Below are 15367 nucleotides of genomic sequence, written 5' to 3'. Positions count from 1 at the left end.
TGTGTACAATGACCTCCCTTTTGCCCCCGCAAAGCTGGCGTACGTTCGGCGCGGCATGCAACTGGTTGAATTGAAAAGAAATTTGCCTCGATAAGAGGCAGCCTGGTGAGAAAGTGTCTATGAAAGCAGGTCTGTACCAACCAGATGAATTCAAGGATAACTGCGGTTTCGGCCTGATAGCCCACATGCAGGGCGAGCCCAGCCATACCCTTTTGCAAACGGCCATTGAGGCCCTGACCTGCATGACCCACCGCGGTGGGATCAACGCCGACGGCAAGACCGGCGACGGTTGTGGCTTGCTGATTCAAAAACCCGACGAGTTCCTGCGTGCCGTAGCCCAGGAAACGTTTGGGGTGACCCTGCCCAAGCAGTACGCCGTGGGCATGGTGTTCTTCAACCAGGACCCGGTGAAAGCCGAGGCGGCCCGCGAAAACATGAATCGCGAGATCCTGGCCGCCGGCCTGCAATTGGTTGGCTGGCGCAAAGTGCCGATCGACACCAGCGTCCTCGGCCGCTTGGCGCTCGAGCGCCTGCCGCAGATCGAGCAGGTGTTCATCGCTGGCGAAGGCCTGAGCGACCAGGACATGTCGATCAAGCTGTTCAGCTCACGTCGTCGCTCGTCCGTGGCCAATGCCGCCGACACCGATCACTACATCTGCAGCTTTTCCCACAAGACCATCATTTATAAAGGCCTGATGATGCCGGCGGACCTCACCGCCTTCTATCCAGACCTCAGTGACGAGCGCCTGAAAACCGCGATCTGCGTGTTCCACCAGCGCTTCTCCACCAACACCCTGCCGAAATGGCCGCTGGCCCAGCCATTCCGCTTCCTCGCCCACAACGGCGAGATCAATACCATCACCGGCAACCGCAACTGGGCCGTGGCCCGACGCACCAAGTTCGCCAACGACCTGATGCCGGACCTCGAAGAGCTCGGCCCGCTGGTCAACCGTGTGGGTTCGGACTCCTCGAGCATGGACAACATGCTGGAGCTGATGGTGACCGGTGGCATCGACCTGTTCCGTGGCGTGCGCATGCTCGTGCCGCCAGCCTGGCAGAACGTCGAGACCATGGACCCGGACCTGCGCGCCTTCTACGAATACAACTCCATGCACATGGAGCCGTGGGACGGCCCGGCCGGTATCGTCATGACCGACGGTCGCTACGCCGTCTGCCTGCTGGACCGTAACGGTCTGCGTCCGGCGCGCTGGGTCACCACCACCAACGGGTTCATCACCCTGGCCTCGGAAATCGGCGTCTGGAACTACCAGCCCCAGGACGTCATCGCCAAGGGCCGCGTAGGTCCGGGCCAGATCTTTGCCGTGGACACCGAGACCGGCCAGATCCTCGACACCGACGCGATCGACAACCGCCTCAAGTCCCGTCATCCGTACAAACAATGGCTGCGCAAGAATGCCCTGCGCATCCAGGCGACCATGGAAGACAACGACCACGGTTCGGCTTTCTATGACGTCGACCAGCTCAAGCAGTACATGAAGATGTACCAGGTGACGTTCGAAGAGCGTGACCAGGTGCTGCGTCCGTTGGGCGAGCAGGGCTACGAAGCGGTCGGCTCCATGGGCGACGACACGCCGATGGCCGTGTTGTCGCAACGCGTGCGTACACCGTACGACTATTTCCGCCAGCAGTTCGCCCAGGTGACCAACCCACCGATCGACCCGCTGCGCGAGGCGATCGTGATGTCCCTGGAAATCTGCCTCGGTGCCGAGCGCAACATTTTCCAAGAGTCGCCGGAACACGCCTCGCGGGTGATCCTCAGTTCGCCGGTGATTTCCCCGGCCAAGTGGCGCTCGTTGACCAACCTCGACCGTCCGGGCTTCGCGCGCCAGGTCATCGACCTGAACTACGACGAAAGCGTCGGTCTGGAAGCGGCGATCCGCAATGTCGCCGACCAGGCTGAAGAGGCCGCGCGCGCCGGGCGTACGCAGATCGTCCTCAGCGACCGCCACATCGCCCCGGGCAAACTGCCGATTCACGCCTCGCTGGCCACCGGTGCGGTGCACCATCGCCTGACCGAAAAAGGCCTGCGTTGCGATTCCAACATCCTGGTGGAAACCGCCACTGCCCGCGATCCGCATCACTTCGCGGTGCTGATCGGTTTCGGTGCCTCGGCGGTGTATCCGTTCCTGGCTTATGAAGTGCTGGGCGACCTGATCCGCACCGGTGAAGTGCTGGGCGACCTCTACGAGGTGTTCAAGAACTACCGCAAGGGCATCACCAAGGGCCTGCTCAAGATCCTGTCGAAGATGGGCATCTCGACCATCGCCTCGTACCGTGGCGCGCAATTGTTCGAGGCCATCGGCCTGTCCGAAGAAGTCTGCGAGCTGAGCTTCCGTGGCGTGCCGAGCCGCATCAAGGGTGCGCGCTTCGTCGACATCGAAGCCGAACAGAAAGCCCTCGCCGCCGAAGCCTGGAGCCCGCGCAAGCCGATCCAGCAAGGCGGCCTGCTGAAGTTCGTTCACGGTGGCGAATACCACGCCTACAACCCGGACGTGGTCAACACCTTGCAAGCCGCCGTGCAGCAGGGCGACTACAGCAAGTTCAAGGAATACACCTCGCTGGTGGATAACCGTCCGGTATCGATGATCCGTGACCTGCTCAAGGTCAAGACCCTCGACACGCCGCTGGACATCAGTGAAGTGGAGCCGCTGGAATCGGTGCTCAAGCGCTTCGATTCGGCCGGTATTTCCCTCGGTGCGTTGTCCCCGGAAGCCCACGAAGCCCTGGCCGAAGCCATGAACCGCCTCGGTGCGCGTTCCAACTCCGGTGAAGGCGGCGAAGACCCGGCGCGCTACGGCACCATCAAGAGTTCGAAAATCAAGCAGGTGGCCACCGGCCGCTTCGGTGTGACGCCGGAGTATCTGGTCAACGCTGAAGTGCTGCAGATCAAGGTAGCCCAGGGCGCCAAGCCCGGCGAAGGCGGCCAACTGCCCGGCGGCAAGGTCAACGGCCTGATCGCCAAGCTGCGCTATGCGGTTCCGGGTGTGACCCTGATCTCGCCACCGCCGCACCACGACATCTACTCGATCGAAGACTTGTCGCAACTGATCTTCGACCTCAAGCAGGTGAACCCCAAGGCGCTGGTCTCGGTGAAACTGGTGGCGGAAGCCGGCGTTGGCACCATCGCGGCCGGCGTGGCCAAGGCCTATGCCGACCTGATCACCATCTCCGGCTACGACGGCGGCACCGGTGCCTCGCCGCTGACCTCGATCAAGTACGCCGGTGCGCCGTGGGAACTGGGCTTGGCCGAAACCCACCAGACCCTGCGCGGCAACGACTTGCGCGGCAAGGTCCGGGTGCAGACTGACGGCGGCCTGAAAACCGGCCTGGACGTGATCAAGGCTGCCATCCTCGGCGCCGAGAGCTTCGGCTTCGGTACCGCGCCGATGATTGCCCTGGGCTGCAAATACCTGCGCATCTGCCACCTGAACAACTGCGCCACCGGCGTGGCGACCCAGAACGACAAGCTGCGCAAGGACCACTACATCGGCACCGTCGACATGGTGGTGAATTTCTTCACCTACGTGGCCGAAGAGACCCGTGAGTGGCTGGCGAAACTGGGCGTGCGCTCCCTTGAAGAGCTGATCGGCCGTACCGATCTGCTGGACATCATCGAGGGTCAGACCGCCAAGCAACATCACCTGGACCTGACCCCGTTGTTGGGCAGCGATCTGATTCCGGCAGACAAGCCTCAGTTCTGCCAGGTCGACCGCAACCCGCCGTTCGACAAGGGCGAGCTGGCCGAGAAGATGGTCGATCTGGCCGCCGCGGCGATCAATGACCAGAGCGGTGCCGAGTTCGAACTGGACATCTGCAACTGCGACCGTTCCATCGGTGCGCGGATCTCCGGCGAAATCGCGCGCAAGCACGGCAACCAGGGCATGGCCAAGGCACCGGTGACCTTCCGCTTCAAGGGCACCGCGGGCCAGAGCTTCGGCGTCTGGAACGCCGGTGGCTTGAACATGTACCTGGAAGGCGATGCCAACGACTACGTGGGCAAGGGCATGACCGGCGGCAAGCTGGTCATCGTTCCGCCCAAGGGCAGCGTCTACAAGACCCAGGACAGTGCCATCATCGGCAACACCTGCCTCTACGGCGCCACGGGCGGCAAGCTGTTCGCCGCCGGCACCGCGGGCGAGCGTTTTGCCGTGCGTAACTCCGGCGCCCACACCGTGGTGGAAGGCACCGGCGATCACTGCTGCGAGTACATGACCGGTGGTTTTGTCTGTGTGCTGGGCAAGACCGGTTATAACTTCGGCTCTGGCATGACCGGTGGTTTTGCCTACGTGCTCGATCAGGACAACACCTTCGTTGACCGGGTCAACCACGAACTGGTGGAAATCCAGCGGATCAGCGGCGAGGCGATGGAGGCCTATCGCAGCCACCTGCAAAACGTGCTGAACGAGTACGTCGCGGAAACCGACAGCGAGTGGGGTCGTGAACTCGCCGAGAACCTCGATGACTACTTGCGTCGTTTCTGGCTGGTCAAACCTAAGGCGGCGAGCTTGAAATCTCTGCTCTCCAGTACTCGTGCGAGTCCGCAGTAAACGACGCACCAGCAAGCGGCAAGCTTCAAGCCGCAAGTTAACAGCAGTGCGCGTTGTGCCTGCCACCGTGATTGTCTTGCAGCTTGAAGCTCGTAGCTTGAAGCTGTCGTGTAAGAGGTTTTGAAGATGGGCGAACGTCTCAGCAACGACTTCCAATTCATCGATGTCGGGCGCAAGGATCCGAAGAAGAAACTGTTGCGTCAACGCAAGAAAGAGTTCGTGGAAATCTACGAGCCCTTCAAGCCCCAGCAGTCGGCCGACCAGGCCCACCGCTGCCTGGGTTGCGGTAACCCGTACTGCGAATGGAAGTGCCCGGTGCACAACTTCATTCCCAACTGGTTGAAATTGGTGGCCGAGGGCAACATCCTCCAGGCCGCCGAGCTGTCCCACCAGACCAACACCCTGCCGGAAGTCTGCGGCCGGGTGTGCCCGCAGGATCGTCTGTGCGAAGGCGCTTGCACCCTCAACGACGGTTTTGGCGCGGTGACCATCGGTTCGGTGGAGAAGTACATCACCGACACCGCGTTCGCCATGGGCTGGCGCCCGGACATGTCCAAGGTCAAGCCGACCGGCAAGCGCGTGGCAATCATTGGCGCGGGCCCGGCGGGCCTGGGTTGTGCCGACGTGCTGGTGCGCGGTGGCGTGACCCCGGTGGTGTTCGACAAGAACCCGGAAATCGGCGGTTTGCTGACCTTTGGCATCCCCGAGTTCAAGCTGGAAAAGACCGTGCTGAGCAATCGTCGCGAAGTTTTCACCGGCATGGGCATCGAGTTCCGTCTGAACACCGAGGTGGGCAAGGACGTGACCATGGAGCAACTGCTCGAAGAGTACGATGCGGTCTTCATGGGCATGGGCACCTACACCTACATGAAGGGCGGCTTTGCCGGCGAGGACCTGCCGGGTGTTTATGACGCCCTCGATTTCCTGATCGCCAACGTCAACCGCAACCTGGGTTTTGAAAAATCGCCGGAAGATTTCGTCGATATGAAAGGCAAGAAGGTCGTAGTGCTTGGCGGTGGCGACACGGCAATGGACTGCAACCGCACGTCAATTCGCCAGGGCGCCAAGTCGGTGACTTGTGCCTACCGTCGTGACGAAGCGAACATGCCCGGCTCGCGCAAAGAGGTGAAGAACGCCAAGGAAGAAGGCGTGAAGTTCCTCTACAACCGCCAGCCGATCGCCATTGTCGGTGAAGACAAGGTCGAAGGCGTGAAGGTGGTCGAGACCCGTCTCGGCGAACCGGACGCCCGTGGCCGCCGCAGCCCTGAGCCGATCCCGGGCTCCGAAGAGATCATCCCGGCCGACGCCGTGGTCATCGCCTTCGGCTTCCGCCCAAGCCCGGCGCCGTGGTTTGAGCAATTCAGCATCCAGACCGACAGCCAGGGCCGCGTCGTGGCGCCGGAGCAGGGCCAGTACAAACACCAGACCAGCAACCCGAAGATCTTCGCCGGTGGCGACATGGTCCGCGGTTCCGACCTGGTGGTAACGGCGATCTTCGAAGGCCGTAATGCGGCGGAAGGGATCCTGGATTATCTGGGGGTCTGAAGACCCCAGCTACAAGCTACAAGCTACAAGTTGAAAGCAGATGCACTTGTGGCTTGCAGCTCATAGCTTGTGGCTGCTGTTATGCGACAAATTGCCCCGATAGATAAAAGGCACGGCTCTTGCCGTGCCTTTTGCGTCGCGCTCTGAGAAAATGCCCGCACTTTTTTTCCGGATGCCGACATGACTGCCCTGAAGAACGACCGTTTCCTTCGCGCCCTGCTCAAGCAACCCGTTGACGTCACCCCCGTGTGGATGATGCGCCAGGCCGGTCGCTACCTGCCGGAGTACCGCGCCAGCCGCGCCAAGGCCGGTGACTTCATGAGCCTGTGCATGAACCCGCAGTTCGCCTGCGAGGTCACGATGCAGCCGCTGGACCGTTATCCACAGCTGGACGCGGCGATCCTGTTCTCCGACATCCTCACCATTCCCGACGCCATGGGCCAAGGCCTGTACTTCGAGACTGGCGAAGGCCCGCGCTTCAAGAAAGTCGTCAGCACCCTGGCCGACATCGAGGCCCTGCCGATACCCGATCCGCAGAAGGACCTGGGCTACGTCATGGACGCGGTCAGCACCATTCGCCGTGAACTCAACGGTCGCGTGCCGCTGATCGGATTCTCCGGCAGCCCGTGGACACTTGCGACCTACATGGTCGAAGGCGGCTCGTCGAAGGACTTCCGCAAGACCAAGGCGATGCTCTACGACAATCCGCAAGCCATGCACCTGTTGCTGGACAAACTGGCGCAGTCGGTGACGTCCTACCTCAACGGCCAGATCCTGGCCGGTGCGCAAGCGGTGCAGATTTTCGATACCTGGGGCGGCAACCTGTCGGCGGCGGCCTACCAGGAATTTTCCCTGGCCTACATGCGCAAGATCGTCAGCGGCCTGATCCGCGAGCACGAAGGTCGCAAAGTCCCGGTGATCCTCTTCACCAAGAACGGCGGCCTATGGCTGGAAAGCATTGCCGAGGTCGGCGCCGACGCCCTGGGCCTGGACTGGACCTGCGACATTGGCAACGCCCGCGAGCGCGTCGGTCACAAGGTCGCTCTGCAAGGCAACATGGACCCAACGGTGCTTTACGCCAAGCCCGAAGCGATCCGCGCCGAAGTCGGGCGTATCCTGGCCAGCTATGGCAGCGGCAGCGGCCATGTCTTCAACCTTGGCCATGGCATCACTCCAGAAGTCGACCCGGAACACGCCGGTGCTTTCCTGCGGGCGGTGCATGAGCTGTCGGCGCAATACCACGTTTGATCCCCCCTATCTCTCCCTGCCTGTCCGGACCCGTGCCGGACAGGCTTTTTTCTGCTCGCTTGTTTAACTGTCTGGCCTATAACCAGCCGGTTATTTTGGGTTGTTTGTTTTGTTTGAAAGTTATTTCGATTCGTAAGATTTTTCTCTATCTAGGTAGGTGAAGTTGAATCAGAGATCATTCCTTCTATCTTGGGAGATTAATCCTACATAGAGAACTCTCATCTTTCTATAAGGTTCCGGGCACTTGCAAGGACAGGCGCTGAACAGTCAGGCGCACCTTTCAAGGCGGCGTTAATACGTCTTCCATTTTGATGACTAGTCTGGAACTTATATGAATACCAGTTTTATCAAGGGCAATTTATTAACGGGATGTGCTTCCTCATTGATTCTTTTGTCGGCCATGGCAGCGTCCCAAAGTGTGTTAGCCCACGGCTTCCTTGAGGTGCCCCCTTCGCGTGCACTGCTGTGCCAAAAAGGCGAAAACAAAAATTGCGGCCAAGCGCAATACGAGCCACAAAGTACCGGTGAAACCTACAAGGGTTTCCCAAATGGAGTGGGCGGTGCCCCGCTCCAAGGCCCTATCGACGGTAAAATCGCCAGTGGCGGCCACGCTATGTTTTCCGCCCTCGATGCCCAGTCGGCCACGCGCTGGCACCTGACTGAAATCAAGGACCGCAATATTGCCTTTCAATGGCAATACACCGCGGCGCACCCAGCGACCAAACACGAATACTTCATCACTCGCGACGGTTGGAATGCCAACGAAGCGCTCAAGCGCAGCTCGTTCGACAGCACGCCGTTCTGTACCGTAGATGGCGGTGATCAACTCCCGGTAGCAGGTGCCCCGCATAACTGCGTCATTCCTGACAGCAAGACGGGTCATCACGTCATCCTGGCCGTCTGGACGGTAGGTGACACCGCTAATGCCTTCTATGATCCGGCGGATGTGAACATTCTTGCCGAAGCCGCATTGCCGGGCGGCTGGCAGCCGGTGGGTAGCATTGCACCAGCGACCCAGCTGCTGGTGGGTGACAAGGTCAAGGCTCGGGCATTCTCTGCCACCGGCGAAAGTGCCCAGTACAGCGTAGAAATCACCATCGCCAACGCTGAAGAAGGCAAGGCTGAAAATTGGTCGTTCAAACTGGCCGAAGCCATCAATAGCGCCCATCCCCTGATTCGTGCCGGTGTTCGTGACGAAGACGGCAATATCACGCCGGTCAAGGGCACCAATCGCCTGTACGCCCAGCAAGAGAGCGGTGTGAGTCGCTATGAAGTGCAGCTGGACATGAAAGAAGATACCAACGCCAGCATGGAAATTTCCTCTCTGCAGCCAGAATACGTGCTCGACAACGGTCGGGTCAGCATGGCTTTCACCGCGCAGACGAACCGCCGGATAAACCTCGAAGCGACATTGTTCGATGAAAAGAACAAGCAGGTTGGCGTCGTGAGCCAGACCGTGGGTGAAGGCAGCACCGGCCTGAACCTGGACGTGCGCAGCGCCCCAGGCGCCCATACCCTGACGCTGGTAGGCACCACCGAAGACGGCCGCACTACTCGCCAGGACACCCAGTCGGTCACCCTGACCGGCGAAGGTGCAGGCGTCGAGTATGACTTCGTGTTCCCTGAAGGCATCAGCGACTACACCGCCGGTACGAAAGTGCTGCAGCCTAAGACTGATGAAGTCTTTGAATGCAAGCCGTTCCCATATTCCGGCTACTGCAAGCAGTACACCCCGACGGCGAACGCTTTCGAGCCTGGTGTCGGCGCTTCCTGGCAGAGCGCCTGGGACAAGCTGTAAGTCCTGACAGGCACAGCCCCAGGTGACCCGCACGGGTTGCTTGGGGCTTCCACACGAGGACGCAGTGATGTCTATCCATTACTCCAGGCGGCGGGTGCTGCTGCACTGGCTGTCGGCGGTCATTATCTTATGGGCGTTGGCGTCCGGTTTTTATGTGGCGTTCAATCCGGTCTCGGCTTCGACCGAGCATTGGGTTGGGTCACTCAATGTGTCGCTGACGACGCTATTCATTCCGTTTTTCCTATGGCGGGCCTGGTTGTTCGTTTGCGAGCTGGAGCCCCGTGGGGCGGCGCTTTCGTTGAGCAAAAGGCTGGCCTTGACCGTACACGCATTGATTTACCTGGTCATCGGCGTTGTGCTGGTGACCGGAGTGCTGATGATGAAAAGTCCCATCAGTGTCTTTGGCCTCCTTCGATTCCCCCAGCCATTGGCTGACCCGACGCTGATCGCACTGGCCAACACCGTCCATACGCTGTCTTGCGTGGTGCTTTCGATGCTGGTCGCGCTGCATCTGTGCGCGGTGCTCTGGCATGAGTTTTCCGGACGCAGGGTGGTACGGCGAATGTCGTTAGCCAAACCTGCAAGCACGCTCCAGCGAGTGCAAAGGTGAGCCTGTCGTTTCGGTTCGGCAGCCGTCTGCCGACGTGGGCGCTGATGCTCGTGCCGTTGCTCTACGGGGCATACCTGGCCGGGCAAGAATGGCGCTTCCGCCAGGCATTGGCCGATGAGGTCCCGGTGATGGCCGACGCGCCAGTGGCCCCGGCCCGCGATTTGCCCAACGTGCAGGCGGTGGCGACCGTACTCGGCCTGGCGCCCGAAGGTGCCCAGACGCCGAGCGCCGAACCCATTACGTTGCAAGCCAGTTTTGTCGCCGACCAAGGATTGTCCCGGGCGTTGCTGGTGGATGCCGCTGGTCCACGCGTTTACCAAGTGGGCGAGCGCTTGCCCGGGGGCAGCGTGCTGCGCCGGGTCGAGGCCAGCCATGTGACATTGTGGCGTAACGGACGGGAAGAGCGGTTGGCCTTGCAGGCGACGGCCAAGCCCTTGTTGCGTCGGTTGGGGCCGGAAGATGGGCGCCATGCCGCGCTCCATTCCTCGCAATACCTACGCCCGGTGGCCGGGCAATCAGAGTGATCGAATTCATGAACAGCTTTATCCGGGGCCGTGTATCGCGCGTCCTGTTCTGTCTTGCCGTGTCCTGTCTGTTGGCGTTCGCCAGTCCACTGCAAGCCGAAGAGACTCATTGGCAACTGGCGATGAACAATGCGGAACTGCGCGACGTGGTCGAGGAATTCTCGGCAATCCTGGGCAAAACCGTGGTGCTCGATCCTCGAGTCTCAGGACGCATTACCGTCATGTCCCGCGAGGCGCTGGACCGCGAAGGCGTGCGTCGGTTGTTCTATTCGGTGCTCGATGCGCATAACTTCACGGTGATCGACGAGGGCGAGCGGATCCTGATCACCCCGGTCGGCGATGCCAAGACGCGCGCCGGTATTGCCGATGAACACAGCGCCACGCCGTCGCAGTTCGTCACGCGGGTGCTGGATTTGCAATCGAGCATCGCGGCAGACGTTGCCGGGTTGGTCCGGCCTCTGGTGTCGGCCAATGGTTACGTCGGCCCTTCGGTATCGTCCAATGCCTTGGTGGTTACTGATACCGCCGCCAATGTCCAGCGTATTGCCGGGGTGGTGCGAAAATTGGATTCGGGGCGCAACCGCAATCATGTGGTGGTGCGGTTGCAGCATGCCTTGGCGGGGGATATCGCACCGCTGTTAGAAGCCTCAGGCGGCAAGCGCGAGGGTGATACGGCGGGCGTGGTGATCGCCGATGCCCGCAGCAATCGGCTGGTGGTCATCGGCGCGCCCGCGGTGCGTCAACGCCTGGTCGATCTGGCCCGGACCCTGGATGTTCCGGCTACCACATCCCAGGACAATGCTCGGGTCATTCGCCTGCGCCATAGCGATGCCAAGCAACTGGCCGAGGTGTTGGAGGCTGTCGGTCAGGATAAGAAAACCACACCGGCACTGGCCGGCCTGCGGGACACTGCGGCCGCCAGCCCGTTCATGATCAAGGCCGATGAAAGCCAGAATGCCCTCGTGCTGATCGCCGAGCCAGCCCAGGTCCGCATTATTGAAAACATCATCCGCGAACTGGACCAACCCCGCGCCCAGGTGCTCATTCATGCGGCCATCGTCGAGGTCACCGGGGATATTTCCGAGGCGCTGGGGGTGCAGTGGGGGCTCGAAAGCGGCAGCGCGACAGGGGCTATCAACTTCCCTGGAACCGATATTCCAATCATCGGGCTGGACCTCAATAAACTGGATAAAAAAACCGAAGGCGCATTCTTGCGACTGGGGGGCGACCGCTTCAGTGCGTTGGTCTCGGCATTGGCGAGCGACGCCCATAGCAACCTGCTTTCCACCCCCAGCCTGCTGACCCTGGATAACCAGGAAGCGGAAATCATCGTCGGCCAGAACGTCCCGTTCAAGACGGGCTCCTACGCCACCAGCGGCAACGGCGCGGACAATCCGTTCACCACGGTGGAACGCAAGGACGTCGGCATCAGCCTCAAGGTCAAGCCCTACATCAACGAAGGCTCGACCTTGCGCCTGGAAGTGGAGCAGGAAGTTTCGGACATCGCGCCGTCTGTTTCCGGTGTGGACTCCTCCGACCTGATCACCAACAAGCGCGCCTTGAAAAGCACGATCCTGGCGGACGACGGCGAGATCATCGTGATCGGCGGCCTGATCCGCGACAGTGTCCGCACCCAGCAAAGCGGGGTGCCATTGCTGCGCAGCATTCCGTATCTGGGGGCGCTGTTTCGCTGGAACCGCGACACGCAGACCAAAAGCAACCTGATGGTGTTCCTGCGCCCGACCATCGTACGCAGCAACGAAGACCTCGCCGAGGTCAGCCGCCAGCGCTATGACGCACTTCGCGAGTTGAGCAAGCCCGGTTCGCGGAAAAACAATTCGCTGCTGTTGCCTCGGGATGCCCGGCAGTTGTTCGATTCCTCATCGGATGCTTCGGCGGCCGACCTGCAACAGCGTTCGGGTGCCCTGTGACTGATCCGCAGGCTCCGTTGCCCTTTGGTTTCGCCAGGCGCCTGGGTGTGCTGCTGGACGGCGCGGGGCCGACCTTGAGCCTGGTCATGCGTCGCGATACGCCGCTGACAGCAGTGGCGGAAGTGCGGCGCTTGTGCGGGCGGGACGTGCCGATCCAGGTGCTCGAACCGGCGCAGTTCGCCACACGCCTGGCCAGCGTTTATCGCCAGGGCCAGAGCGCCGCCGAGCAGGTGGCCCAGGGCTTGGACGAGGAACTGGACCTGCTCAGCCTGGCCGACCAGATGCCGCAGACCACTGACCTGCTGGAACAGCAGGGCGACGCGCCGATCATTCGCCTGATCAACGCCCTGCTCAGCGAGGCGGTCCGTGAACACGCCTCGGACGTGCACTTGGAAACGTTCGAGCAATACCTATCGGTTCGCATGCGCATCGACGGCCAGTTACAGGAAATGCTCCGGCCACGCCGGGAACTGGCGAGTCTGCTGGTGTCCCGGATCAAGGTCATGGCGCGTCTGGACATCGCCGAAAAACGCGTGCCCCAGGATGGGCGAATGGCGCTGCGCCTGGCCGGGCACGAAGTCGATGTGCGGGTCTCGATCCTGCCTTCGGCCCATGGCGAGCGCGTGGTGTTGCGCTTGCTCGACAAGCAGGCCGGGCGCCTGGATCTGCATCGCCTGGGCCTGCCCGATGACACGCTGGGCAGCCTGCGCCAGTTGCTCGGCAAGCCCCACGGCATCGTCTTGGTCACCGGGCCCACGGGGTCAGGAAAAACCACCACGTTGTACGCGGCGCTGAGCAGTATCAACGACCAGAGTCGCAACATCCTCACCGTTGAAGACCCCATCGAATATCACTTGCCGGGCATCGGCCAGATGCCGGTCAACCCGAAAGTCGACATGACCTTCGCCCGCGGTTTGCGAGCCATTTTGCGCCAGGACCCGGACGTGGTGATGGTGGGTGAAATACGCGACCGCGAGACCGCCGAAATTGCCGTCCAGGCATCCTTGACCGGTCACTTGGTGCTCTCGACGCTGCACACCAACACCGCCGTCGGAGCGGTTACGCGGCTGCTGGACATGGGGGTGGATGCGTATCTGCTGGCATCGTCCCTGGCCGGCATCGTTGCCCAGCGTTTGCTGCGTCGTCTGTGCCCGTCCTGCAAGACGCCGTATGTGGCTGACGCCGCCACATGTCGGCGCCTGGGCCTCGACGCCGCTGCCGCGCCCCGGTTGTTCAAGGCCCAGGGCTGCGAGCAATGCCAGAAAGGCTATCGCGGGCGCTTTGGCATTTATGAGTTGGTGAATGTCAGCGCCGTGCTGTCGCAACTCATTCATCAGGGCGCCACTGAGCAGGCGTTGGCCGCCGAGGCACGCAAGACCTCCCGCAGCCTGTTTCAGGATGGCTGCCAGCGCGTGCTGGAAGGCCTGACCAGCGTCGATGAACTGTTGCGCATCACCCAGGAGGATTAGCGCCATGCCGACCTTCGAGTATCGGGCCGAAGACGCCCAGGGCCGGCGCTGCAAAGGCCGTGTAGAGGCCGACAGCCCCCGCCATGCGCGCCAGTTGCTGCGCGAGCGCGGCTTGTTGCCCAGCGAATTGGCCGAGGTCAAGGCGCAGCGCTCCTTGGGCGGACGACATGCCGGGGGGCGTTTGAGTCCGGCGGACCTGGCGCTGCTCACGCTGCAGTTGTCCACCCTGATCCAGGCTGGTCTGCCGCTTGAGGAATCCCTCGAGGCAGTGGCGCAACAGAGTCAGAAGCGGCGCGTTGCGCACTTGCTGGCGGCGGTGCGCAGCCGGGTGATGGAAGGCCATGCGCTGGCGACGGCCCTACGCGCCTTTCCCCAGGCGTTCCCCGAACTGTTCTGCGCCACGGTCGCGGCGGGCGAACAATCCGGTCACCTGGGGCAGGTGTTGGAGCAACTGGCGAGTTACACCCAGGCGCGCCAGGCGTCACGCCAACGCATTCAACTGGCCTTGGTGTACCCGCTGATCCTGATGCTGGCCTGTGTTGCGATTGTCGCCTTCCTACTGGGTTACGTGGTGCCGGACGTGGTGAAAATTTTTATCGACAGCGGCCAGCCGTTGCCCTGGCTGACCCAGGCGCTGATCGCCGTCAGCGATGGCTTGCGCCGTCATGGCCTGCTGATGCTTGGCGCGTTGGCCGGGGTGCTCGGGTTGTGGCGCTGGAGCCTGCGCCAACCGGAGTGGCGCCTGCGCTGGCACCGTTTGTTGCTCAGGTTGCCCGTGTTGAGCGAGGTGCTGCGGGCGATGGAAGCGGCCCGATTCGCCAGCACCCTGGCGATCCTGAGCAAAAGCGCGGTGCCGCTGGTGGATGCCTTGCACATCGCCGCGCAGGTGATCGGCAACCTGACGATCCGCGCCCGCATGGCCGACGTCGCCCGTTCGGTCCGTGAGGGCGGGACGTTGACCCGTGGCCTGGAGCAGGGCGGCGATATCCCGCCGCTGATGTTGCACATGATCGCCAGCGGCGAACGGGCCGGCGAACTCGACAACATGCTGGCCCGGGCCGCCGAACAACAGGAAGCCAGCCTCGCGGCGCGCATCGCGCTGGTGGTGAGCCTTTTCGAACCGGCCATGTTGGTGCTGATGGGCGGCGTCGTGCTGCTGATCGTCATGGCCATCCTCCTACCGATCCTGAGCCTCAACCAATTGGTGAATTGACCCATGAAACTCCAACGCAACCGATCTGCACGCTCCCAAGGCGGCTTCACCCTGATTGAAATCATGGTGGTGGTGGTCATCATTGGCGTCCTGGGCGCCATCGTGGTGCCGCAGTTCATGAGCCGCCCCGACCAGGCCAAGGTTACGGCCGCCCATACCGACATCCAGGCGATCGCCACGGCCCTGGAAATGTACCGTCTCGACAACTTCCAGTACCCCTCGACCCAACAGGGCCTGGAAGCGTTGAGCAAGCGCCCGTCCGGCACGCCCGCGGCGAGGAACTGGAACCCCCAGGGGTATCTGAAAAGCCTGCCGGTCGATCCCTGGGGCACGCCCTATCAGTACCTCAATCCGGGGCACAAATCTCTTGATGGCAGCTATGACCTTTATTCGCTGGGCGCCGATGGCGTGTCGGGCGGTGAAGGGGTGGCGGCCGACATCGGCAATTGGGCCGACTGAAC

10 protein-coding genes are annotated in these 15367 nt (G+C 61.9%); all 10 read left to right on the top strand.

Annotated features, from left to right (window positions below):
* Positions 1 to 119 precede the first annotated feature (119 nt).
* The 10 genes from gltB to gspG all read left to right on the top strand — a co-directional run bounded on the left by gltB (position 120) and on the right by gspG (position 15365).
* Positions 120 to 4568: a glutamate synthase large subunit gene (gene gltB, locus J3361_RS04885; protein WP_207962947.1), complete on the top strand. Its 4449-nt coding sequence runs from the start codon at positions 120 to 122 to the stop codon at positions 4566 to 4568.
* A 126-nt stretch (positions 4569 to 4694) separates the two neighbouring features.
* Positions 4695 to 6113, top strand: a complete 1419-nt coding sequence (locus J3361_RS04880) for an FAD-dependent oxidoreductase (RefSeq protein WP_207962946.1) — start codon at positions 4695 to 4697, stop codon at positions 6111 to 6113.
* 180 nt (positions 6114 to 6293) lie between these two features.
* Positions 6294 to 7361 (top strand): uroporphyrinogen decarboxylase, encoded by a 1068-nt coding sequence (gene hemE, locus J3361_RS04875; protein ID WP_207962942.1) that lies wholly within the window; start codon positions 6294 to 6296, stop codon positions 7359 to 7361.
* Positions 7362 to 7692: 331 nt separating this feature from the next.
* Complete coding sequence (gene gbpA / locus J3361_RS04870) at positions 7693 to 9159, top strand: N-acetylglucosamine-binding protein GbpA (RefSeq protein ID WP_207962941.1); 1467 nt, start codon at positions 7693 to 7695, stop codon at positions 9157 to 9159.
* Between the two features lie 67 nt (positions 9160 to 9226).
* Positions 9227 to 9769 (top strand): cytochrome b/b6 domain-containing protein, encoded by a 543-nt coding sequence (locus J3361_RS04865; RefSeq protein ID WP_207962938.1) that lies wholly within the window; start codon positions 9227 to 9229, stop codon positions 9767 to 9769.
* Positions 9766 to 10293: a type II secretion system protein N gene (locus tag J3361_RS04860; protein WP_207962936.1), complete on the top strand. Its 528-nt coding sequence runs from the start codon at positions 9766 to 9768 to the stop codon at positions 10291 to 10293. The genes J3361_RS04865 and J3361_RS04860 overlap by 4 nt, the downstream gene beginning before the upstream one ends.
* Before the next feature lie 8 nt (positions 10294 to 10301).
* Positions 10302 to 12224: a type II secretion system secretin GspD gene (gene gspD, locus J3361_RS04855; protein ID WP_207962934.1), complete on the top strand. Its 1923-nt coding sequence runs from the start codon at positions 10302 to 10304 to the stop codon at positions 12222 to 12224.
* Complete coding sequence (gene gspE / locus J3361_RS04850) at positions 12221 to 13693, top strand: type II secretion system ATPase GspE (RefSeq protein WP_207962928.1); 1473 nt, start codon at positions 12221 to 12223, stop codon at positions 13691 to 13693. Before gspD ends, gspE begins: the two co-directional genes overlap by 4 nt.
* Before the next feature lie 4 nt (positions 13694 to 13697).
* Positions 13698 to 14906: a type II secretion system inner membrane protein GspF gene (gene gspF / locus J3361_RS04845; RefSeq protein WP_207962927.1), complete on the top strand. Its 1209-nt coding sequence runs from the start codon at positions 13698 to 13700 to the stop codon at positions 14904 to 14906.
* A 3-nt stretch (positions 14907 to 14909) separates the two neighbouring features.
* A complete protein-coding gene (gene gspG, locus J3361_RS04840; RefSeq protein ID WP_207962926.1) occupies positions 14910 to 15365 on the top strand; it encodes a type II secretion system major pseudopilin GspG in 456 nt (151 codons plus the stop codon).
* Positions 15366 to 15367 lie beyond the last annotated feature (2 nt).

Source organism: Pseudomonas sp. OA65, from assembly GCF_017498305.1.
Classification (GTDB): domain Bacteria; phylum Pseudomonadota; class Gammaproteobacteria; order Pseudomonadales; family Pseudomonadaceae; genus Aquipseudomonas; species Aquipseudomonas zanjanensis.
This window is presented reverse-complemented; position numbering and strand designations above follow the sequence as displayed.